This is a genomic window from Serratia nematodiphila DZ0503SBS1, assembly GCF_000738675.1.
Lineage (GTDB): Bacteria > Pseudomonadota > Gammaproteobacteria > Enterobacterales > Enterobacteriaceae > Serratia > Serratia nematodiphila.
The window spans coordinates 3,638,013-3,658,417 of sequence record NZ_JPUX01000001.1 but is presented as its reverse complement, the minus strand read 5'-3'; the positions used below and the strand labels follow the sequence as shown (position 1 = coordinate 3,658,417).

Sequence of the window (20,405 nt, the reverse complement as noted above, 5' to 3'; positions counted from 1 at the left end):
GCAGTATCCGCTTTGGCGCGCGGCGGCGCTTGCAGCGCTTTGCGCCCAGTTGCATATTCTTGCGCTTTTTTTGCCAAAAGCGCGGGGCGGCCGCTGGCATGCCGCGGCGCCACTCTTTACACTGTCAGCATGTCGAACAACGGGGCCGGCGATGTCCAACTATCAGGCGTTTGAAACACTGCGTGAGCACAAGGCGCGGCTGCACGGCAGCGTGCTGCTGGGCACCGGCGTGGAGCTGGCGGCCTGGTCTAACTGCAACGATCGCGTCACGCAGGAAAGCGCCGACCACCATACCCTGAGCCTGTACGTCGCCGACGGCTATGAGTGCTACCAGCAGGTGCCGGGCGGCTGGCGCAACGGCGGCGGGCCGGATCGCTTCTGCATCATGCCGCGCCAGTACGCTTCCACCTGGGATGTGCGCAGCGATCTGTCATTCGTGCATCTGTACTGCACCGATGACCATCTGCGGCAGTTGGCGGAGCAAACCTGGGATCGCAGCCCGGCGGCGATCAACGTGGAGCAACGCAGCTTCGGCGAAGATCCGCAGATCACGCTGCTGTATCGTCAGTTTTTGCTCAACTGCGACTGGCGGGACAGCGCCAACCTGCTGGCGCTCAGCAGCGCCTCGAACCTGCTGATGTCGCACCTGATCCAGCGCTACAGCCAGCTGCAGTGGAAGCTGCCGGCGGCGCGCGGCGGCCTGGCTCCCGCGGTAGCCAGGCGGGTGCGGGAATATATCGCAAGCCACCTGGATCGGCCTTTGTTGTTGGCCGATCTGGCGGCGCAGGCCGGGTTGAGCGAATACCATTTTGCCCGCATGTTCAAACATTCGACCGGCCTGGCGCCGCACCAGTTTGTGATGCGCGCGCGGCTGCAGCGGGCGGAACAGCTGTTGCGGCACAGCCAACAGCCGATCACCGAGATCGCGCTGGCGTGCGGCTTCAGCTCCGCCAGCCATTTCAGCAACCGCTTCAAGGCGGCCTATGGATTTGCTCCGCTGCAGGTGCGGCAGGGGCGCTAACCGGAAGGGAGTGCAAGCATGGATCAACCATTTGCCGGGCTGGGCGTGTTGTTCGTCGCCGGATTCGGGCCGATCACGCGTGAGAGCGACGAGAGCAAGGCGTTTTATGTCGAGGCGCTGGGGTTGCCGCTCAAGCCGATGCCGGGCAACGAAACCTATCTGCTGGCCGAGCAGGGCGCGCTGGACGGGGTGAAACACTTCGCCCTGTGGCCGCTGGCGCAGGCGGCGCAGTCCTGCTTTGGCGACGATCGCTGGCCGGCGGATCTCGCGGTGCCGCAGGCATGGATCGAGTTCGACGTGGCCGACATGGCGGCCGCCACCCAGGGGCTGGTCGATCGCGGTTATCGGCTGCTGGTCGCCAATCGTGAAGAGCCGTGGGGGCAAAGCGTTACCCGTTTGCTCAGCCCGGAAGGGTTGCTGGTTGGCGTCACCTATACGCCCTGGCTGCGTTAAACGCCACGCCGTTCGCCGCCGTTTCCCTGCGGCGGGCGGCTTAAGAATAAATACGCATTAGCTTAAAGCGATCTGCGCTATAGACCCATCAAATCCCCGAGTGGTTTCCCTTTCTGAAAGCAGTAATTCCGTTCATTGCGTAAAAACCAATGGCCAGAACGCGCTATTGCCATGCCATTTTACGGCGATTTTTCGCCCGCTTTTTTCGCCGCCAGGTACCTGATAGGAATAGAGATTATTCTTATATTTCCGCCAACCGTTAAGAAATAATAATGATTCTCGTTTTCAACCACGGAAAGGAGAAGGAACGATGAAAACAGTGAAACGAACGGGCATCGCGCTGGCGATAGCCCTGACTTTCCCCCTGGCATTGCCTGCCGCTTTGGCGGCGCAAACCACCCTGACAAACAGTAAGGCGGCGACGATGACGGAAAAACACGGGCAGTTTATTGCGGTCGGTAAAGTGGTGCAGGTGACCTTCGGCGATTTCGCCTTCAAGCTGGATTTTACCGATGACAAGACCATGACCTTCACCGGTATCGGCGAAGCGTCGCAGGGCATCACCGATACCGTGCAGTACACCGCGGTGGAGATTCGGCCGAAGGTCTACATGGTCTATTGGCATGAACCACAGTCCGGCGACAACGTGACGCATGTCGAGGACTTTGAGCGCGGCGAGGTATACACCAACATCGCCGCCAGGGACGGCAGCTTCACCCATCTGAAAGGGGAGCTGAAAATCGTAGGTCACTCAGGAAACTAAGGAGCAGTTATGAAAAAGGCATTGATCACCTGTGCGATCGTCGGCGGTTTGCTGGCGAGTTACCCGGCGCTGTCAACGGATCAGGCGGCGTCTTACAAATCGGCCGGCAAGGGCGGTTATCATCATGCCCAGCAGAAGCTGAAGGTGGTGGAAGATCTGTATGCGGGCTTTTTCAACCGTCATGACATCAGCGTGGCGCAAAAGCTGATTGTGGAGAACTACAAGCAGCATAACCCGTTCGTCGGCGACGGCATCAAGCCGTTCCTGGATTTCTTCAGCCAGACCTTCAAAGACAATCCGCAGTACAGCGCCAAAATATACCGCAGCGCGGTCAACGGCGATCTGGTCTACGTTCACGTCCAATACCAAAATAATCCGCAGGATCGCGGCACCGCCAGCGTGGATATTTATCGGGTGAACGATCAGGGTAAAATCACCGAGCATTGGGACGTCAATCAGGATGTGCCGGAAAAATCGGCCAATGACAATACCATGTTCTGATCCGCAAGGGCCGCTGCGGCGGCCCTCTACATGCCCGCAACACTTTATTTACTTACATAAATAGGAAATGACCGCCGCGTCGAGTAGGCTACGGCCGCCTTTGGCAGTGGTGGTACGGTTGATGGGCGTCATTGTCCCGCCACTGCTTGAGGCGTTTCCCCACATTCCTCGTTATCCCGCGCGTTGATTTTCCACTTTTTTGAACTGATGCCGCAGCTGCAGCGCATTGCAAAGCACCAATACCGCCGTGACGGCGAACACCCAGCGGAACCCCATCATCGCCGAAATGCCCGATCCCAGCAGCGGGCCAACCACGTTGCCCAGGTACATAAAGGATTGGTTATAGCCGAAGATGCGCCCGGTCACCTGATCGGAGGAATACTTCAGCAGCAGCGCCTGCACCGCCGGCATCAGCGCGCCGTCGGCGAACCCCAGCAGGAAGCGCAGAATGCCCAGCTGCAGCGGCGTATTCACCCAGGCCATCACGGCGAACAGGCCGGTGGTGAACAGCAGCGCGGCGATCAGGATGCGCGCGGTGCCGATGCGATCGCCGAGCCGCCCGAGGCGTGGTGCCGAGATCAGCGCCGCAATGCCGGGCACGGCGGCGATCATGCCGCTGACAAAGGCGATATTGCTGACGTCGCCCGACAGTTCGCGGATGAACAGCGTCAGGATCGGGCTGATGGAGGAGTTAGCCAGCTGGATCATCAGGGTACAAACGAACAGGGTGACGATCAGCGTCGGATAAGGCAGCGAACGGAACACCGCCTTGCCGCTCAGCTGATCCGCTTTTTTCACCGTGATGCGCCGTTCTTTAATCAGGAACAGCGTCACCAGGAAGCTGACGAACATCAGCCCGGCGGTGACAAAAAACACCACCCGCAGCCCCAAATGGTCGGCCATCAGCCCGCCCAGCAGCGGCCCGGCGATCACGCCGGAGATCTGCCCGGTAGAGAGCGTGCCCAGCGCCCAGCCGCTTTTATCGCGCGGCGCCTGCGAGGCGACCAGCGCCATGGCGTTGGGAATATAGCCGGACGTCAGCCCCATCAGGGCGCGCAGCGCGAACAGCTGCCAGACGTTGGTGGCCAGCCCCTGCAGGGCGATGACGATCGCCATGCCCAGCGAAGCGCGCAGCAGCATCAGCTTGCGGCCTTTGCGGTCGGCGAGGCTGCCCCACAGCGGCGACACCACCGCCGAGACCAAAAAGGTGCCGCTGAACACCAGCCCGGACCACAGGCTGAGGGATTGATGATCGCTGACGCCGAGCTGTTCGACGTACAGCGGCAGAAAAGGGAGGATTTGGCTCATCGCCAGCCCGGTGAAGAAACACCCGAGCCAGACCGAGATCAGATTGACTTTCCACGCTTCCATCGACTTGTCGTACCACTTTGAATTTGGAGGGATTTGTTAAGCAAGATAATAATAACACCGCGAACTGGCCGGCGCGGGGGAAATGCGTGAGAAAACGTAAAGCCCGTCGGCGGCGTTGTTACATTTAGCTATAAATTAATAGCTATATTATCATAGATATTTATTTTAAGCTACTCCACCAAGCCGCTCAACAATTCGGCGGCGCCACACTCTCTCTACCCATTTCGCCGTGTCGGCGGCAAGGAGACGCTTTCTATGAATACCGCACTGATCGCTCTGGATTACATCGTGGATATCTCCCACCCGGAAGGAAAAATTGCGCGCTCGGCGCAGCAGGTCATTGAGCGCGATGCTATCGCGCGGGCAAATAGCGCATTGTCTCTCGCGCAGCGCAAGGATTGGCTGCGCATATTGGTTAAAGTCGGTTTCGCGGCCGGCTATGTCGATCAACCCAAATACTCGCGGATGTTTGGGCAGGCGCATCAATTTGGCGCTATCGCACTGGGCCAGCCGGGCACGGATTTTCATCCTGATTTAGCGTCTGATTTGGGGGAGTTAACCATCGTAAAACCGCGCGTCAGCGCGTTTTATGGCACCAATCTGGATGCGACGCTGCGCGCCCGCCGCATTGAACGGTTGGTGATCTGTGGGGTCAGCAGCACCTGGGCGGTACAGGCGACGGCGCGCGACGCGCACGATCGCGATTATCAGGTGCTGATACTGGAAGAGGCTTGCGCGGCGGCCACGGCGGAAGAGCACCGGATCTCAATGGAAACGCTTGCCACTATTGCCGATATCGTCACGCTGGAACAGCTGAGCGCATTGTGAAGCTGCTGCGTGAAGAAATCGCCTGGCGTCAGCTGCGACGGGGAGCATGGGTGTTGGCGCCGTTGCTGGCCCTGAGCCTGGCGACAGGCAATGCCAACTGGCTGAAGGCTTCGGTGGTCACCATATCGCTGTTTGTCGTTTGCGAGCGTCTTGAACTGGCGCCGCTCGGCGTGGCGCTGCATGCGGCGGCATTGCTGCTGCTCTTTATGGCGCTGCTGTGCGCCATGCACACGCCGGTCATCTTCATTTTGGCGTGCGTGTTGGCAGCGGCGGCGGCGGTTGGGATCTCCGCGTTCGGCGGCAAGCTGCGATCCCTGGGGAATTTTATTTTTATTCCGGCTCTTTATCTGGCGTGTGAAACCGCTGAAGGTGGCGCCGGCGCGCCATTAGCCCAATGCGGCTGGGCGCTGCTCCCTTTTCTGGAGGCAGCCGTCTTGCCGGTGCTGATGCTTGCATTGGCGGAGCACCGGCGGCTAGTGTGGTTGTCGACGAGTGACAGCCTGCATCATTATCTCCAGCTGCGCCGCAGCGATGAGCTTGGCGCTCGCGTGGCCTGCGGCGAGGCTTTGCTCGCCGTAAGTTGTGCCGTTGCACTGTCGGCGGCGATCGTTGAGTGGCAACACCTCGATTACGGGCAATGGGTGATCTGGTCGGCCGTCAGCGTGATCAGCGGCGATATGGCCGGTACGCGCAACAAACTCCGCCAGCGTGCGTCAGGCGCATTGCTGGGGGTGCCCGTCGGTATTTTGCTGGGCAGCCTCATGCCGCATGGCAATGTGGGTTATGAACTGCTGAGCGTGGTGACGATGCTCACCCTGGTGTCTTTTCATCGTTATACCTTGGGGTTTGGCGCCCGTTGCGCCTGCATCGCCTGCGCGTTGGTGATTGCCGGAAAAGCGCCGTCGATCGCCGCAGAAAGGGTGGTCAATGTGTTGCTGGGCGGTGGCATCGGTCTGCTGTTCGCTTTGGCGGGTGCCGGTGTTGCCGCTCAACGCCGGCACCCGCCAATAGCGAGCTGGCATATTTCGTCCGCCAATTTCGGTTGACCGTTCCCGGTCTCGGTGTGAAAGTACGGACAAATCTATCGTTATCTATTGATGCCAATGAAAAAAGATCATCCTGAAGACGTGACGCTGCTGCGCACGCAGTTAATGTCGCTGGTGCGCCGTTTGCGGCGCGAGTCGCGCAGCGACGAAAAATCCTGGGCCCAGTTGATGCTGCTGGGAGCTATCGATCGCCACGGCGGCGAGGCGACGCCGTCGCTGCTGGCGGAGTCGGAGCGCATGCGTTCCTCTAACCTGGCGGCCGCCTTGCGCGAGCTGGAGGCCGATGGGCTGCTGGTGCGCACGCCGGATGCTGAAGACAAACGCCGGGTGCGGGTGCGCCTGACGCCCGCCGGGCTGGGGCTGTTGCAGCAAAGCCGCACCCGGCGCGAGGCGTGGCTGCTGGCGGCGATGGAAAGCTGTTTAACGGAGCAAGAACAGGCGCAGCTGATCGAAGCGGGGGCGTTGATGGCGCGGCTGGCGGCGGCGCCGTCAACGGACGCGGAATAATCGGCGGGGCGGCAGATGCGCCGCCCGTGCAGCGAGGTTACGGCATCGGCCAATCGGCCGGCATGGTGCTGACGACGTCCACGTAGCGATCCCAGGCCGATGACCAGAATTGGGTGAAGGCTTCCAGGGTGAGGTGGATGCCCATCAGGCCCATCACGAACCAGCAGGCGGTAAACAGGCCCAGGCTGCTGAACATGAACGCCATGCCGTTGCGGCTGGTTTTACGGCAAACGACGTTTAACTGGCTGGCGAAGAACATCATCACGGCGCTCAGCAACTCCCAGCGCATCATGACTAAACCGGTGGCAATGGTACTCATCGAACTCGATCCTATGTAACAAAAAGCCGCATCCGGCAGGGCGCCGACAGGGAAATGCGGGGGAATAACGGGAATAATGTGATTCAGATCACATTGTAGCATTGGGGCGAACGGCGGCTCAATGGGGCGCGCGGTGAAAAAAACGCCGACGGTAACATTCCAATATGCTGAAACAGTTATGCCATTTCATTAGCAACCTTTTCATGGGGCGGCGCGCCCGATAACGCTATGCTTGCCGGCTTTTCAGTTCCCTGATTTTACGGGGAAATGTGACGCAAAAGGTACCGGCACCGCATGGCCCTGTTAAAAGAAAAAATTCGCGACCACTCTGCGGAAGAGAGGCTGTTTATCCGCCGGGCAGGCGTAGCGCTGGCGCTGGTGGTGGTCTGCTTCGGCGCGCTGATCGTTAACCTCTACCGGCTGCAAATCCGCCAGCACGGCTTTTACCAGACGCGTTCCAACCAGAACGACATCAAGATGCTGCCGCTCGCCCCCAGCCGCGGGTTAATCTTCGATCGCAATGGCACTCCGCTGGTGCGAAACGTGACACTGTATCGTGTCGAAATCACGCCCAGCAAAATCACCGACATGGCGGCGCTGCTGCAGGCGCTGACGCCGATCGTCGATCTGACGCCGGAAGACATCAGCGCGTTTCGTGACGATATGCGCCACAACAGCCGCTACAAGCCGGTGACGCTAAAAACCGGGCTGAGCGACACTGAGGTGGCGCGCTTTGCCGTCAATCAATACCGTTTCGACGGGGTGACCATCGATACCTATCAGCAGCGTGAATATCCTTACGGCGCCCAGCTGGCGCACGTGCTGGGCTATGTGTCGAAGATCAACGACAGCGATCTCAAGCGCCTGGACAAGGCCGGCCTGAGCGAGAACTACGCCGCCGACCGCAATATCGGCAAACAGGGTATCGAGGCCTATTACGAATCCGAACTGCATGGCACCACCGGTTATCAGGAGGTGGAGGTGGATAACCATGGGAGGGTGATCCGCTTGCTGAAGGAACAGCCGCCGAAGGCCGGCAAAAACATTTACCTGACGCTGGATCTGCCGCTGCAGCAGTACATCGAATCAGTGCTGAAGGGGCAACGCGCCGCGGTGGTGGTGGAAGATCCGCGCGACGGCGGCATTCTGGCGATGGTCTCCAGCCCCAGTTACGATCCCAATCCCTTCGTCAAAGGCATCGGCTATCAGGCCTATAAGGCGCTGCTCCGCAACCCGGATCTGCCGCTCATCAACCGCGTTACCCAGGGGTTGTACCCGCCGGCTTCCACGGTGAAGCCCTACATGGCCGTTTCGGCGCTGTTCGCCGGGGTGATCACGCCCGCCACCACCTTTTTCGGCGCGCCGACCTGGACGCTGCCCGGCACCGAGCGGCGCTACCGCGACTGGCTGAAAACCGGCCACGGCATGCTCAACGTCACCAAAGCGATTGAAGAGTCCGCCGACACCTTCTTTTATCAGGTGGCGTATGAGATGGGCATCGATCGCATTCACCACTGGCTGAGCCAGTTCGGTTACGGCCAGTCGACCGGCATCGATCTGAACGAAGAGTACCGCGGCGTGCTGCCGAGCCGCGACTGGAAGCTGAAGGTGCACAAAAAGGGCTGGTATCAGGGGGATACGGTCTCGGTGGGCATCGGCCAGGGGTATTGGGTGGCGACGCCGATCCAGATGGTGAAAGCCTTGAGCACGCTGCTCAACAACGGCCGGGTGAAAACGCCGCATCTGTTGTATTCGCTGCAGCAGGGCAACCGGGTGACGCGCTACCAGCCGCCGGCGCAAACGGCGCAGATCGGCGATCCCAACTCGCCTTACTGGGGCATCGTGCGCAACGGCATGTACGGCATGGCCAACTTGCCGAACGGCACCGGTTACAAGCTGTTCCACACCGCGCCGTATCAGATCGCCGCCAAATCCGGCACCTCGCAAGTGTTCAGCCTGAAGCAAAACCAGACTTACAACGCCAAAATGATCCCGGTGCGGCTGCGCGATCACATCTTTTATACGCTGTTTGCGCCCTACAAAAATCCCCGGGTGGCGATGGCGCTGATCCTGGAAAACGGCGGCGGCGACGGCGTGGTGGCGGGGCCGACCGCGCGCGCGATCCTCGACCACATTTTTGACCCGGCCAACGCGCCACAGCCCGGCGATACGCCGCAAAGTAAACCGCAGTTAAACGACAGCGCGGATGTGCAACGGTGATGCGGTTTGTTTTTACTTTCTTACAAACTGCAATCTCCTGACCATTTCCGGCAAGGTAGACTGAAATAACACCATAAACTGAATAAAAACGTAGGGTTAACACAACAGTGGCGCCATCGACCAAAAAGAGCGGTAAAACCTATTCCACAGTTCGTTTCGGCTGGATCTGCGCCGGCATGCTGGTCTGTTTTTTTCTGTTGGCGTTCAGGGTCGGCTACCTGCAACTGCTGGAACACCAGCAGTTGGCCAACCAGGCTGACCAGCGTTCGATCCGCACCCAGGTGGTGCCGACCAACCGCGCCATGATCACCGATCGCAACGATGAGGCGCTGGCGGTCAGCGTGTCGTCCAAAGACATCGTGCTGGATCCGAAGCATATTCTCGATACCCAGACCGATACCGGCAACGAACGCTGGCAGAGCATGGCCAACGTGCTGAAGATCCCGCTGGCGGACATCCAGCACCTGATCCAGAGCAACGCGCGCAAACGCTTCGTTTATCTGGCGCGCAAGGTGGAGGACGATAACGCCGCCTACATCAGTAAGCTGCACCTGACCGGCGTCAGCACCGAGCAGGATTTCAGCCGCTTTTATCCGATGGGCCAGGACGCCGCCGGGCTGATCGGCATCGTCGGCCAGGACAATCAGGGGCTGGAGGGCATTGAGCTGGGTTTCAACCCGCTGTTGCAGGGCAAAAACGGCCTGCGGGTCTATCAGAAGGACGGCAGCGGCGCGGTGATCGGCGTGCTTAAAAGCGTGGATCCGGTGCCGCCGCCGAACGTGACGCTCAGCATCGATAAATTTATTCAGTACGTGCTCTATGCGCAGATCCGCGACGGCGTGGTGGCTAACCAGGCCGACTCCGGCTGTGCGGTGCTGGTCAAGATCGACACCGGCGAGGTCCTCGGCATGGCCAGCTACCCGTCGTTCAACCCGAACAACTATGGCAGCACCCCGGCGAAGGATATTCGCAACGTGTGCAGCAGCGACAGCTTCGAACCGGGCTCGACGGTGAAACCGGTGGTGGTAATGGTGGGGCTGGAGCATAAGCTGATCCGGCCGGATACGGTGCTGGACACCACGCCGTATCGGGTGAACGGTCACCTGATCAAAGACGTCGGCCATTGGTCGAAACTGACCATCACCGGCGTGCTGCAAAAATCGAGCGACATCGCGGTATCGCACATTGCGCTGGCGCTGCCGGCCACGGTGCTGCCGGCGGTCTACCGCAGCTTTGGCCTGGGGCGACCAACCGAGCTCGGCATCGGCAACGAGAGCAGCGGCTATCTGCCGCAGCATCGCGAACGCTGGGCCGATATCGAACGCGCTACCTTCTCTTTCGGCTATGGGCTGCGCGTGACGCCGCTGCAGATGGCGCGCGAGTATGCCGCGATCGGTTCCTTTGGCATTTATCGGCCGCTGTCGATCACCAAGGTGACGCCGCCGGTGATGGGGCAACGTATTCTGCCGGCGGATACGGTTCGGTCCGTGGTGCATATGATGGAGAGCGACGCCTTGCCGGGCGGCAGCGGGGTGAGCGCCGCAGTGCCGGGCTACCGGCTGGCGATCAAAACCGGTACTGCCGAGAAAATGGGCCCGAGCGGCAAATACGATGGCGGCTACATCAACTACACCGCCGGCGTGGCGCCGGCCAGCGATCCGCAGGTGGCGCTGGTGGTGATGGTCAACAACCCGAAAGCCGGCAAGCACTTCGGCGGTTCGGTGGCCGGACCGGTGTTTGGCAAGATCATGGCCCAGGTGCTGGAGCACATGAATATTCTGCCGGATGCCCAGCCGCTTAACGTGGTGTCGTCGGTCAAGGGGTAAGGGGGATTAGCGCGATTCCAGCAGGCGCTTCAGCGCCTGCAGATCGGCGTTCACCAGCCCGACGTCGCGGGCGAACAGCGCGTCGTCCATGTCCGGCTGGCGGAACAGGGTGAAGATCACCTCGGCGCCTTGTCGGTTGGCGAGCGCGCGCAGCGGCACGTAGACTACGCCGCCGTCCGGCAGCGTCACCCAATGATCCAGCACGCCGAAGGCATTGGGCGCGCTAAATCGAATGCGGATCCGCCCCTGCGGGGTCTCCGCCATCCAATCTTCACCTTCCCGCCGTAAGCTATTGGCTAATCCTTTGGCCCACAACGGGAAGTTTTCCGGGCGGCTGAGAAAGGCGTACACCTCGTCACAGGGGCGGTTGATGGCGACATGCAGCGTTTGCGCGCTCAGCATCATGATTTCTCCGGTTGACGGCGATACTTCAGTGTAGAACCCGCCGCGCTCAGAAGTAGTAACCGATGTTTACGTTGGTGCGAAAATACCATTTATTGCTGCCGGAGGACTGGGTGCCGGTCCAGCCGGTGGCGTTTTCCACGCCGCCCCACGGATTGGCGTTCTGCGCCCAGGTCAGATCCACCCACAGCATCACCGGCATGGCGAACACCTGCACCCCGAGCGTATTCATTTTGGAGTCGGAGTCGCCGTGCCTGTCCTTCCAGAGCACGCTGTAGTCGTTGTAGAAGCGTAGCTTTTTCACCGGTCCCCAGGGCACCTCGACGTCGCGCGCCAGGTTGATGGCGGCAGTGGTGGCCTGCGACGGGATCAGATAGGCCGGCGTCAGGCCGTTGCCGCCCATCAGGATCACCGAATTGCTGGCGCCGGCCGGGCCTTTGGCATCGTAACCGTAGCGGATCACCTGGCCGGACAGATGCCAGGCATCCCGATTCACCAGCGTATGCAGGCCCGCCGCCCAGAAGCTGCCGTTATCGCCGGTCGCCTGGTTGTAGAGCCGTGAAGCCGCCAGCGAACCGCCGAGCTCATTGTCCCAGCCGCCCTGGTGGAAAGCCCGCGTCAGCCGCAGGTTTACCTGATCGCGTTTTTCGTTGCGCTGCAGATGCTGTGAGGCAAAATTGGTGTTCTTCAGATCGTCGTAGCTGGCGACGTCGGGGGCGTAACGCACGCCGGTCGGCATCATGCGCGGGTAGTAGGCGGCGTCGAAGGCCCAATCGCCCCGTTGGTATTGGTATTTGGCGCCGAGCCCGGTGTTGACGCCAAAGCCGAGGTAAAACGGAATGCCGTACGACCAGCCGAACTGCGGATAGGGCATCAGGCCGAACGGTTTGAACGGCGCGCCCAACTGCACGGTGGAGCGCTCAGACAGGTGGTAGCCGACATAGGCGCGGTCGATGGCGTATTTGCGCCGATCCTGAAACCAGAATCCGCTATCGAAAAACGCGTCGTTTATCTGGCCGGCGGCATCGATGCGAAAGGCGTCAAAGCGTAAATGCGGCGGATGCCGATAATTGCTGCTGCGCCAGTCTTCATAGCGATAATTGGCGCGCAGCGCACCGCCGATGTCAATATTCTTTTTATTATCCTCGCTTTGCCAATGAATATGCGGAAAGACCGGGCGGTTTTTTTTTACCGGCGCCACGGTGGCAGCCGCATCGCTGGGTAATGCGACGGCAGTCGCGTAACTCGCTGGTGAAACAAGAAAAAAACAAAGAGTGATCTTGCGCATGCCTGGCCCCTGGTGAATGTTTTGTTTTTATTAAGACGAGCGGGGTTTACCTGTGAATAAGGCGATGTTGCTCGTTTGTTTTATATTTGAGACGTTTCATTGTGCGTTTCATATATTAAATTCATTTTCGGTTAATATATGAAACTTTGTTTCTTGTTTAATGGGAAAACTATAAATCCGGTATTGAACAAGTCAAGAAATAAAAATGAGCGTTGACGAGAAATTCCGATTATTGAGTCGCCCTGGTTTGCGGGGGCGACACAAAGCAGGCTGAAATAGTCGTGTCATAAATGCGCGTTAGACTCGCGGCATTCTGGCATTACTGACTAAAAATCATGAGCATAAAACTGACACTTGGCCGCCGGGTAAAACCTGCGGCAGCGCTGCCGCACGCGTTTGGCATCGGCAAGAGCATGGGCTTATTAGGCGGCGTAATTTGCGTTATTGCGCTATTTTCTCTGCTGCAATTGTTTTCCACCGTATTTATTTCCACTATTCTGCACGACGCCAAGGTTAACCTGGTGACGGGAGACGGGTTGCATCGCCAGCAGGCGACGATGGATCGCGCCAGACTGTCGCTGCTGACGGCCAGCGACACCCTGAACCGTGCGGGCATCTATTATCTGCAGGACAAAGTCACTGGCTCCGACGGCAGTTGGCATAGCCTGCTGGATGAATCGTTGGCGGCGTTGGAGGCTTCAAAGCAGGCCTTTGCCCGGTTCGAGCGCTTGAGCGCGGCCGCGCCCGAAGCGGCGGGCGCTCTGAAAGACAGTTATCGCCTGTTCTATGACGGTCTGAAGGAACAGGCGCAAGGGTTGCAAAGCAGCGCCAGCATCGATGCGTTTTTCGCCGTGCCGATCCAGGCGTTTCAGGCGGATTTCAACGAAAAGTACCTCGCTTATCAGGCGCTGAACGAACAGCATGGCAATGACGTCAACGTGCGGCAATTGGCGGCGCTGGAGCAGGCCAATACCTTTGCGCTTGGCGCATTGGCCGCGCTGGCGCTGATCGCCGTGGGGGTGTGGTTCGGCGTCGCCCGCTGGGTGATAGCGCCGCTGCAGCGGGCAATTGTCCACCTCAACGTGCTGGCCGCCGGCGATCTTTCGCGGCCGCTGCCGCCTGAGCGGGCGTTGAACCGCGAGATGCGTCAGCTGCAAACCAGCATTGGCCACATGCAGGGCGGTCTGCAGCGCCTGGTAAGCGAGGTGCGCGATGCGGCGAGCGGGATCCTGAACGGCGTCGAGCGGCTGGCGGACGGCAATCGACAGTTGACGGCACAGTCGGCGAAGCAGAACGGGGAACTGCAGTTGGCGACCGAGCACGTGCAGCAGTTGGCGGCGCGGGTGGAAGAAAACGGCCAATACGCGCAGCAGGCCAGCCAACGAACCGAACAGGCCCGGCAGTGCGCCGGCGCCGGTGAGCAGATGATGCAAACCGTCAATGTTTCGATGCACGGGATCGTCAACCAATCGGCTGAGATGCGCGGCATTGTCGCGCTGATCGACAGCGTGGCGTTTCAGACCCATATTCTGGCGTTGAATGCGGCGATCGAGGCCGCGCACGCCGGCGTTCACGGCCGCGGTTTCGCCATCGTGGCTAAAGAAGTGGGCTTGCTGGCGCAAAAGAGCAGCCATTCGACGCGCGATATTCAGCAGTTGATCGGTCGCTCATTGCAGCAAATCGATCAAGGTTCGCAGGCGGTCGAACGGCTGACGGGTAACCTGCGCAAAATTATCGATCTGGTGAACAAATGCAGTGCGCTGATGGGGGAAATCTCGCTGGCGTCGTTCAATCAAGGGGAGAGCATCCAGGACGTGACGGCGCGCATCACCGCGCTGAATCAGGTGGCGCAGCAAACCGGCGCCGTGGTGAGCGCGGTGACCGAGGCTTCGCAGTTGCTGCAGGGGGAGTCGGAACGATTGGATAAAGCGATGGCGCGCTTCAGGCTGCCGGTGCAATAAATAACCCTGACGCGGGTTAATGAATAATAACGCTGCGCTTAATGTTATTCATTATTTCCCTGTGCTGAGAGACGTTATTTCGATAAATAAAAACAGGCCGGCGCTTATGGATTAAAAAAGCGTCGGCCTGCAGAGATTATTTTAACGGGAGGATTAACGGCTGGTCTGGTGGCCGATAATGCCGCCCAGCGCCGCGCCGCCGAGGGTGCCCAGCGTGCTGCCGTCGGTCAGCACTGCGCCGCCGACCGCGCCGACGCCCGCGCCGATCGCCGTGTTGCGATCGCGATTGGACATATGCCCACATGCGGTAACGGAAAGCGTCGCCATCACCACCACCAACACACCTGCGGCACGTTTAATATTCATAATGAGTTCCTGGTAAATTGGCTGATTAATGGATTAAAAATAATCCGATTAACCCACCGGTAGAAGTTGGGATGAATGTATTCCTCCGAAAGAAAATCGAACAGGTAAAAATTCTTAATTTTGCGGCGGTGAAAAGCGATTGCTCGCCGAATGTGCGGCCACCGACAAAACCGCTGGTCTATACTGGGAAGACGCCTCGCGGGGGCGGGGCACACACTCTGGAGGCCGCCATGTCCGATCTCGTTTCCGCGTCCGGCAAACCGGTGAAAATCCCCGGCCCGGATCACCCGATCACCTTGACCCGTCATCCGACGCTGGTCGTGGTGCGTGCTGCCGGGAAAACCCTGGCCGACAGTCGCAATGCGCTCATCCTGCAGGAAGCCACCTATCCGCCGGTGTTTTACTTTCCGCGTGAGGACGTGAATATGGCGCTGTTGCAGAAAAACGAGCACGTCAGCTACTGCCCGTATAAGGGCGACTGCAGTTATTTCACCTTCACGCTGAACGGCGCACAGGGGGCCAATACGGCCTGGAGCTATGAAATGCCTTACAACGCCGTGGTGGCGATCAAGGATTATCTGGCATTTTATCCCGACAAAGTGACAGAAATCAGTACTGAAGCCTGACCTGCCGCCGCCGCCGGGCGGGGGCAGGTTGACATTCCGCTTATCCCTACTCATTATGTGTATTACTGGAAACTGATACGCTTTCCTTATGTTTTAATCCGACATAAACGAAACTCTGAGCAGGTGCCAAGGTGTCTACCTCTACGCGATTTGCCGTTGCCATCCATATTCTGACCAACATCACGCTGTGTCGTGGCCAGACGGTGCGTTCCGAAGATATCGCGCGCAGCGTCAACACCAACCCGACGGTGGTGCGGCGGATCCTCGGCGCGCTGGCGGAGGCCGGGCTGACCTATTCGCAGATGGGGCAAGGCGGCGGGGCGCTGCTGGCGCGGCCGGCAGAAGCGATCTCGCTGCTGGACGTGTATCGCGCGGTGGAGGATCAACCCTATTTCATGCTGCACCGCGCCCGGCCTAACGATGCGTGTTATATCGGCCACGCGATTACCCCGGTGCTGGAGCAAGAGTTTGCGCGCGTTGGTCACGCGCTGGAGGCCAGCCTGGCGCAAACCAGCATCGCCGAAATGGCCGGGCAGGTCGAGCGGCAAGCCGGCTATCCTTTTGTCCCTTGTTCAGCGCAATATCAAGCGGATACGCAATAAAAACCCACGCCAATTCCGTCTTCCCGCAGAGCATTTTTTGCATTGCGTTAATGTAATTGTGTAAGTTACATTAGCTCGCATCAAGTGTGATGTGGCTCACGTTTTAGACTGCCTCCCCACGATAATCGATCGATTGGCCGGAAACCTTTTCTTCCGGCGCAGATTCGCTGTGCTTATAAACCAGGAGAGAACGATGTTAGAAATGCTTGAAAGCTTGGCCACCGTGGTGGTCCTGGTGCCGGTAATGGTGGCCGTCTTGCTCGGCGCGATTTACGGCTTGGGTGAAGTGTTCAACGTCTTTTCCGCTATCGGCCGCAAAAAAAACGGCTGAATTTGAACGTCAGGGGACGCAACGCCCCCTGACGCAGGACTACAATACCGTCGCCAGGAAGTTGCGCGTCCTCTCATGTCCCGGCGCATCCAGAACCTGCTGCACGCTGCCCGTTTCAACCACCTTTCCCTGATCCATAAAGACAATCTGGTCGGCCACTTCGCGGGCGAAGCCGATTTCGTGCGTGACCACCACCATGGTCATGCCCGAATGCGCCAGGTCTTTCATCACCTGCAGCACTTCGCCAACCAATTCAGGATCGAGGGCGGAGGTCGGTTCATCAAACAGTAACACCTGCGGGTTCATCGCCAGCGCGCGGGCGATGGCGACGCGTTGTTGCTGGCCGCCGGACAGTTCTCGCGGCCAGGCGTTGATGCGATGTTCCAGCCCGACGCGGGCCAGCAGCTGCTTCGCCCGTTCCTGCACCTCGGCTTTTTTTTCCTTTTTCACCCGCAGCGGCGCGTCGCTGACGTTTTGCAACACGGTGCGGTGCGCAAACAAGTTGAACTGCTGAAATACCATGCCGATGCTTTTACGCTGTTCGGCCACCTCGGCTTCTTTCAGCTCGTACAGATGCCGGCCTTTTTGACGATAGCCGATCAGCTGTTCGCCAACGCGAATGGTGCCGCCGTCCAGCTTTTCCAGGTGGTTGATGCAGCGCAACAGGGTGGATTTGCCGGAGCCGGAAGGGCCGAGGATCACCGTCACCGAGCCTGCCGGGATGGTCAGGCTGATGTTTTTCAACACGTCGGTGCCGGAAAAGGATTTCCGCACCCGGTTGATGTGGATGGATGCGCTCATTGTTCACCTCCCTGAGGGGCTTTGCGGTTGAGGAAGAACCCGCCGCGGCGCGTTGCCTGCGTGCCGCGGCCAAAATAGCGCTCCACGTAGTATTGGCCAATCGACAGAATCGAAGTCATGGCCAGATACCACAGGGTGGCGACCAGCAGCAGCGGGATGACCTCGTAGGTGCGTTGGTAAATGATCTGCGCCGAATACAGCACGTCCTGCAGGGCAATCACCGACACCACCGCGGTGGTTTTCAACTGCCCGATCACCTCATTGCCCGCCGGCGGCAGGATGGTGCGCATCGCCTGCGGCAATACCACGCGCCACAGGATTTGCCCACGACGGTATCCCAGCGCTTTGGCGGCTTCCAGCTGGCCGCTGCCGACGCTTTGGATGCCTGCGCGCACGATCTCCGCCGCATAGGCCGACTGATGCATCACCAGCGCGATCACCGCCGCGCTGAAGGTGCTGATAAGGGTATTGGTCGGCGCGCTGGCGACTTCGCCAAGAAACGGGATCCACAGGCTGATGCGCGGATAAAGCGCGGCGATGTTGTACCAAAGGAACAGCTGCACCAGCATCGGCACCGCACGGAAGAACCAGGTGTAGAACCAGCTTACCGCAGCCAATACCGGATTGGCCGACAGGCGCATCATCGCCAGCAGCACGCCACCGGCGAAGCCGAACACCACCGAAATCACCGTCAGCTTAAGCGTCATGAGCACGCCGTTGAGGATGGAAGCCTCGGTGAGGTTTTCCGCCACCACCGCCCATTCAAAGCGCGGGTTGTGCAGCATGGAATTGATGATAACGCCGACGATCAACAGCACAACCAGGGCGCTGAGCCAGCGCCCGTAATGCCGATGGCCGACGATGCTCAGTTCCGCGTCGTCGACAGGGTGTTGCCCACTCATTTGGCGATCTCTTCATTGATGCCGGCGGTTTTCACTGCACCAAAACCGATATCCCAGCCGTCGAGGATTTTCTGGTAACTGCCGTCGGCGATCAGAGAATTCAGCGCCGCCTGCACCGGTTTCACCAGTTCGGAGCCTTTCGGCAGGGCGATGGCCACCGTGGTGCCGTCAATGTTGATATCACCGGCCAGCGTCAGCGGTTTAACGTGGGTGGCCTGGTAGCGCAACCCTTCATACGGGCCGAAAAACATCGGTACGCGGCCGCTGATCACCGCTTGCACCCCGGCCGGGCGGTCCGGGAAGATCGGCATGGTGATGGCCGGCTTGCCGGCGGCGACGCATTGATCGCTGGCCTGCTGCAGGCGGGTGATCTGCGAGGTGCCTGCGCCGGCGCCGACGGTCTGGCCGCACAGCTGCGCCAGCTCGGTGTAAGGGCCTGGCGCGGCATCTTTGCGCGCGATCAAGGCCAGCTTGGAAGCGTGGTAATAGCCGACGAAGTCCACCTGTTGGAAGCGCTTTTTGTTGGCGTCAATGTTGGCCAGCGCGACGTCATAACGGCCGGACTTCAGGCCGGGGATGATGTTGTCGAAGCCGCCGGTGTCCTTCCAGTGGATCGCCACGCCCAGGCGATCGGCAATCGCGCTCATCACGTCGATTTCACGCCCGGCCAGCGTTTTATTGTCCGCCTGGTAAAAGGTGGTCGGCGGGGTGTTCGGGTTGGTGCCGGCAACGATATAGCCGGCCTTTTTGATCGCTTCAGGCAGGCTGTCGTGCAGCGCGGGATCGGCGGCAGCTTTCACCGCAGCCTTGAAGGGAACATCGCCTTCAGCGGCATGACCGGCTGCCAACGGCGCCAGCGTGGAGGAAGCCAACAGCAGGGACAGTACGGTGCGTTTGAATGTGGTTTTCATCATGATTTCCCTGCGGATTAAGCCGATTTTACGTTAGCGAAGTTGATTGCCGGTTCCGGCAGACCCAGGTTTTCACGCAGGGTTGCATGCTGATACTCTTCACGGAACAGGCCACGGCGACGCAGCTCCGGGATCACCAGCTCGACGAACAGTTCCAGCTGGTTGGGCAATACCGCCGGCATGATGTTGAAGCCGTCTGCGCCTTGCTGTTCCAGCCACAGCTGGAAGTCGTCGGCGATCTCTTCGGCGGTGCCTACCACCACGCGGTGGCCGCGCGAACCGGCCGCGACGGCCGCCAGCTCACGCAGCGTCAGGTTTTCCCGCGCGGCCAGATCGGTCAGCAGTTTCACGCGGCTTTGGCCGCCTTCGGTGGCGCCCACGTTCGGCACCGGGCCGTCCAGCGGATAATCGCTCAAATCGAAACCAAAGCGCGCCGACAGCTGCTCAATGCCGTTATCGATATCCACCAGTTGATTCAGCTGATACCAGGTTTCCTGCGCTTCTTCTTTGGTACGCCCGACAATCGGCATCACACCTGGCAGGATCAGCAGGTGGTCCGGGTTGCGGCCGGCGTCGGCCACGTATTTTTTCTGACTGCGGTAGAAAGCTTGTCCTTCTTCCAGGCTGGCGGCGGCGGTGAACACCACTTCGGCGGTTTCCGCCGCCAGCTGCTGGCCGGCCGGGGAAGAGCCGGCCTCAATGATCACCGGCCGTCCTTGCGGCGAGCGGGAAATGTTCAGCGGGCCCTGCACCGAGAAATGCTTGCCCTTATGGTTGGCGGCGTGGATTTTCTCGTCGATGGCGTACACGCCATTTTGCTTGTCGCGCACGATGGCGTCTTTTTCCCAGCCGTCCCACAGTTTGTAGCTGGCCTCGAGGAATTCCCGCGCCACTTCATAGCGTTCGGCGTGCGACGGCAGATCTTCACGGCTGAAGTTGCGCGCCGCATCGCTGGAGAAAGAGGTCACCACGTTCCAGGCGGCGCGGCCGTGGCTGATATGGTCGATGGAGGCCATGGCGCGTGCCAGGTGGAAGGGTTGATCGAACGTAGTGGAGGCGGTCGCCGCCAGCCCGATATGGCGGGTGTTGACCGCCAGCGCCGCGAGCAGCGTCAGCGGCTCCAGGCGTGACATCGTCGAGGGCAGGCGGTGCACGCTGGTTGCCAACGCGTCGCCGACGAAGAACATATCGAAGGTGCCTTCTTCGGCTTTTTTTGCGATCCAGGAGAACCAGTCGATATCGGTCGGTGAACCGCTGGCGCCTTCTGCGCGCCATCCCCCGATGTGGTGCCCCAGCGCCTGAACGAACAGGCCGAGACGGAGTTGGCGCGATGGTGTTGAAGGTGAAGTACTCATAATTA

The 20,405-nt window shown here is 59.8% G+C and carries 22 protein-coding genes; 13 read left to right on the top strand and 9 right to left on the bottom strand.

From position 1 onward, the window contains the following. Positions 1–151 precede the first annotated feature (151 nt). The 4 genes from JL05_RS16865 (at position 152) to JL05_RS16850 (ending at position 2,738) form a co-directional block, all read left to right on the top strand. Positions 152–1,021: a helix-turn-helix domain-containing protein gene (locus tag JL05_RS16865; RefSeq protein WP_033633095.1), complete on the top strand. Its 870-nt coding sequence runs from the start codon at positions 152–154 to the stop codon at positions 1,019–1,021. An 18-nt stretch (positions 1,022–1,039) separates the two neighbouring features. Beyond that, positions 1,040–1,474 (top strand): VOC family protein, encoded by a 435-nt coding sequence (locus JL05_RS16860; RefSeq protein ID WP_021504557.1) that lies wholly within the window; start codon positions 1,040–1,042, stop codon positions 1,472–1,474. A 310-nt stretch (positions 1,475–1,784) separates the two neighbouring features. Beyond that, the gene (locus JL05_RS16855; protein ID WP_033633094.1) at positions 1,785–2,237 is read left to right on the top strand and encodes a MoaF-related domain-containing protein; all 453 of its coding nucleotides are present in this window, start codon (positions 1,785–1,787) and stop codon (positions 2,235–2,237) included. A gap of 9 nt (positions 2,238–2,246) precedes the next feature. Further along, on the top strand, positions 2,247–2,738 hold the full coding sequence (locus JL05_RS16850) for a nuclear transport factor 2 family protein (protein WP_021504558.1): 492 nt from the start codon (positions 2,247–2,249) through the stop codon (positions 2,736–2,738). Positions 2,739–2,909: 171 nt separating this feature from the next. Here JL05_RS16850 and JL05_RS16845 read toward each other — a convergent pair whose 3' ends face one another. Further along, on the bottom strand, positions 2,910–4,109 hold the full coding sequence (locus tag JL05_RS16845) for a multidrug efflux MFS transporter (protein WP_004940721.1): 1,200 nt from the start codon (positions 4,107–4,109) through the stop codon (positions 2,910–2,912). A 255-nt stretch (positions 4,110–4,364) separates the two neighbouring features. On the opposite strand from JL05_RS16845, the gene JL05_RS16840 reads away from it, so the two are divergent. Genes JL05_RS16840 through JL05_RS16830 form a run of 3 tightly spaced genes read left to right on the top strand, consistent with a single transcriptional unit; the run spans position 4,365 to position 6,490 of the window. Further along, positions 4,365–4,937, top strand: coding sequence for a cysteine hydrolase family protein (locus tag JL05_RS16840; protein WP_033633093.1), 573 nt, complete (start codon positions 4,365–4,367; stop codon positions 4,935–4,937). Beyond that, positions 4,934–5,983 (top strand): FUSC family protein, encoded by a 1,050-nt coding sequence (locus JL05_RS16835; RefSeq protein ID WP_238545857.1) that lies wholly within the window; start codon positions 4,934–4,936, stop codon positions 5,981–5,983. Before JL05_RS16840 ends, JL05_RS16835 begins: the two co-directional genes overlap by 4 nt. A 57-nt stretch (positions 5,984–6,040) precedes the next feature. After that, entirely contained in the window at positions 6,041–6,490 is a 450-nt protein-coding gene (locus tag JL05_RS16830) for a MarR family winged helix-turn-helix transcriptional regulator (RefSeq protein ID WP_015377827.1), read from the top strand. A gap of 37 nt (positions 6,491–6,527) precedes the next feature. Here the strand turns inward: JL05_RS16830 and JL05_RS16825 are convergent, their stop codons facing one another. Further along, positions 6,528–6,809 (bottom strand): YjcB family protein, encoded by a 282-nt coding sequence (locus tag JL05_RS16825; RefSeq protein WP_004940713.1) that lies wholly within the window; start codon positions 6,807–6,809, stop codon positions 6,528–6,530. Positions 6,810–7,103: 294 nt separating this feature from the next. Between JL05_RS16825 and mrdA the strand changes: the two genes are divergently transcribed. Both mrdA and JL05_RS16815 read left to right on the top strand, forming a co-directional pair. Then, entirely contained in the window at positions 7,104–9,029 is a 1,926-nt protein-coding gene (mrdA, locus tag JL05_RS16820; protein ID WP_033633092.1) for a penicillin-binding protein 2, read from the top strand. 107 nt (positions 9,030–9,136) lie between these two features. Then, positions 9,137–10,855 (top strand): penicillin-binding transpeptidase domain-containing protein, encoded by a 1,719-nt coding sequence (locus JL05_RS16815; RefSeq protein ID WP_033633091.1) that lies wholly within the window; start codon positions 9,137–9,139, stop codon positions 10,853–10,855. Between the two features lie 6 nt (positions 10,856–10,861). Here the strand turns inward: JL05_RS16815 and JL05_RS16810 are convergent, their stop codons facing one another. Both JL05_RS16810 and JL05_RS16805 read right to left on the bottom strand, forming a co-directional pair. After that, positions 10,862–11,260 (bottom strand): SRPBCC family protein, encoded by a 399-nt coding sequence (locus JL05_RS16810; protein WP_021504564.1) that lies wholly within the window; start codon positions 11,258–11,260, stop codon positions 10,862–10,864. 46 nt (positions 11,261–11,306) lie between these two features. Beyond that, entirely contained in the window at positions 11,307–12,545 is a 1,239-nt protein-coding gene (locus JL05_RS16805) for a hypothetical protein (protein WP_033633090.1), read from the bottom strand. Positions 12,546–12,958: 413 nt separating this feature from the next. Between JL05_RS16805 and JL05_RS16800 the strand changes: the two genes are divergently transcribed. Next, positions 12,959–14,506 carry a methyl-accepting chemotaxis protein gene (locus tag JL05_RS16800; RefSeq protein WP_050501279.1) on the top strand — a complete coding sequence of 516 codons (1,548 nt, stop codon included), beginning with the start codon at positions 12,959–12,961 and terminating at the stop codon, positions 14,504–14,506. A 153-nt stretch (positions 14,507–14,659) separates the two neighbouring features. Here the strand turns inward: JL05_RS16800 and osmB are convergent, their stop codons facing one another. Further along, the gene (gene osmB, locus JL05_RS16795; protein WP_004940700.1) at positions 14,660–14,872 is read right to left on the bottom strand and encodes an osmotically-inducible lipoprotein OsmB; all 213 of its coding nucleotides are present in this window, start codon (positions 14,870–14,872) and stop codon (positions 14,660–14,662) included. 230 nt (positions 14,873–15,102) lie between these two features. Between osmB and JL05_RS16790 the strand changes: the two genes are divergently transcribed. The 3 genes from JL05_RS16790 (at position 15,103) to JL05_RS24455 (ending at position 16,431) form a co-directional block, all read left to right on the top strand. Next, entirely contained in the window at positions 15,103–15,498 is a 396-nt protein-coding gene (locus JL05_RS16790; RefSeq protein ID WP_033633089.1) for a DUF427 domain-containing protein, read from the top strand. Positions 15,499–15,629: 131 nt separating this feature from the next. After that, positions 15,630–16,100 (top strand): Rrf2 family transcriptional regulator, encoded by a 471-nt coding sequence (locus JL05_RS16785; RefSeq protein ID WP_004940698.1) that lies wholly within the window; start codon positions 15,630–15,632, stop codon positions 16,098–16,100. Positions 16,101–16,293: 193 nt separating this feature from the next. Beyond that, positions 16,294–16,431 carry an AcrZ family multidrug efflux pump-associated protein gene (locus tag JL05_RS24455; RefSeq protein ID WP_033633088.1) on the top strand — a complete coding sequence of 46 codons (138 nt, stop codon included), beginning with the start codon at positions 16,294–16,296 and terminating at the stop codon, positions 16,429–16,431. Between the two features lie 39 nt (positions 16,432–16,470). On the opposite strand, the gene JL05_RS16775 is transcribed toward JL05_RS24455, so the two are convergent. The 4 genes from JL05_RS16775 to JL05_RS16760 are packed head-to-tail and all read right to left on the bottom strand — an operon-like array spanning position 16,471 to position 20,400. Further along, positions 16,471–17,232 carry an amino acid ABC transporter ATP-binding protein gene (locus JL05_RS16775; protein WP_004940693.1) on the bottom strand — a complete coding sequence of 254 codons (762 nt, stop codon included), beginning with the start codon at positions 17,230–17,232 and terminating at the stop codon, positions 16,471–16,473. After that, positions 17,229–18,134 (bottom strand): amino acid ABC transporter permease, encoded by a 906-nt coding sequence (locus JL05_RS16770; RefSeq protein WP_033633087.1) that lies wholly within the window; start codon positions 18,132–18,134, stop codon positions 17,229–17,231. The genes JL05_RS16775 and JL05_RS16770 overlap by 4 nt, the downstream gene beginning before the upstream one ends. Beyond that, positions 18,131–19,045 (bottom strand): ABC transporter substrate-binding protein, encoded by a 915-nt coding sequence (locus tag JL05_RS16765; protein ID WP_033633086.1) that lies wholly within the window; start codon positions 19,043–19,045, stop codon positions 18,131–18,133. The genes JL05_RS16770 and JL05_RS16765 overlap by 4 nt, the downstream gene beginning before the upstream one ends. A gap of 17 nt (positions 19,046–19,062) precedes the next feature. Beyond that, positions 19,063–20,400: an LLM class flavin-dependent oxidoreductase gene (locus tag JL05_RS16760; protein WP_033633085.1), complete on the bottom strand. Its 1,338-nt coding sequence runs from the start codon at positions 20,398–20,400 to the stop codon at positions 19,063–19,065. Between the last annotated feature and the right edge of the window lie 5 nt (positions 20,401–20,405).

Coding starts and splice junctions, on each gene's coding strand:
- JL05_RS16865 (WP_033633095.1), top strand. CDS start 152: ATGTCCAACTATCAGGCGTTTGAAACACTGCGTGAGCACAAGGCGCGG.
- JL05_RS16860 (WP_021504557.1), top strand. CDS start 1,040: ATGGATCAACCATTTGCCGGGCTGGGCGTGTTGTTCGTCGCCGGATTC.
- JL05_RS16855 (WP_033633094.1), top strand. CDS start 1,785: ATGAAAACAGTGAAACGAACGGGCATCGCGCTGGCGATAGCCCTGACT.
- JL05_RS16850 (WP_021504558.1), top strand. CDS start 2,247: ATGAAAAAGGCATTGATCACCTGTGCGATCGTCGGCGGTTTGCTGGCG.
- JL05_RS16845 (WP_004940721.1), bottom strand. CDS start 4,109: ATGGAAGCGTGGAAAGTCAATCTGATCTCGGTCTGGCTCGGGTGTTTC.
- JL05_RS16840 (WP_033633093.1), top strand. CDS start 4,365: ATGAATACCGCACTGATCGCTCTGGATTACATCGTGGATATCTCCCAC.
- JL05_RS16830 (WP_015377827.1), top strand. CDS start 6,041: ATGAAAAAAGATCATCCTGAAGACGTGACGCTGCTGCGCACGCAGTTA.
- JL05_RS16825 (WP_004940713.1), bottom strand. CDS start 6,809: ATGAGTACCATTGCCACCGGTTTAGTCATGATGCGCTGGGAGTTGCTG.
- mrdA (WP_033633092.1), top strand. CDS start 7,104: ATGGCCCTGTTAAAAGAAAAAATTCGCGACCACTCTGCGGAAGAGAGG.
- JL05_RS16810 (WP_021504564.1), bottom strand. CDS start 11,260: ATGATGCTGAGCGCGCAAACGCTGCATGTCGCCATCAACCGCCCCTGT.
- JL05_RS16805 (WP_033633090.1), bottom strand. CDS start 12,545: ATGCGCAAGATCACTCTTTGTTTTTTTCTTGTTTCACCAGCGAGTTAC.
- JL05_RS16800 (WP_050501279.1), top strand. CDS start 12,959: ATGGGCTTATTAGGCGGCGTAATTTGCGTTATTGCGCTATTTTCTCTG.
- osmB (WP_004940700.1), bottom strand. CDS start 14,872: ATGAATATTAAACGTGCCGCAGGTGTGTTGGTGGTGGTGATGGCGACG.
- JL05_RS16790 (WP_033633089.1), top strand. CDS start 15,103: ATGTCCGATCTCGTTTCCGCGTCCGGCAAACCGGTGAAAATCCCCGGC.
- JL05_RS24455 (WP_033633088.1), top strand. CDS start 16,294: ATGTTAGAAATGCTTGAAAGCTTGGCCACCGTGGTGGTCCTGGTGCCG.
- JL05_RS16775 (WP_004940693.1), bottom strand. CDS start 17,232: ATGAGCGCATCCATCCACATCAACCGGGTGCGGAAATCCTTTTCCGGC.
- JL05_RS16770 (WP_033633087.1), bottom strand. CDS start 18,134: ATGAGTGGGCAACACCCTGTCGACGACGCGGAACTGAGCATCGTCGGC.
- JL05_RS16765 (WP_033633086.1), bottom strand. CDS start 19,045: ATGAAAACCACATTCAAACGCACCGTACTGTCCCTGCTGTTGGCTTCC.
- JL05_RS16760 (WP_033633085.1), bottom strand. CDS start 20,400: ATGAGTACTTCACCTTCAACACCATCGCGCCAACTCCGTCTCGGCCTG.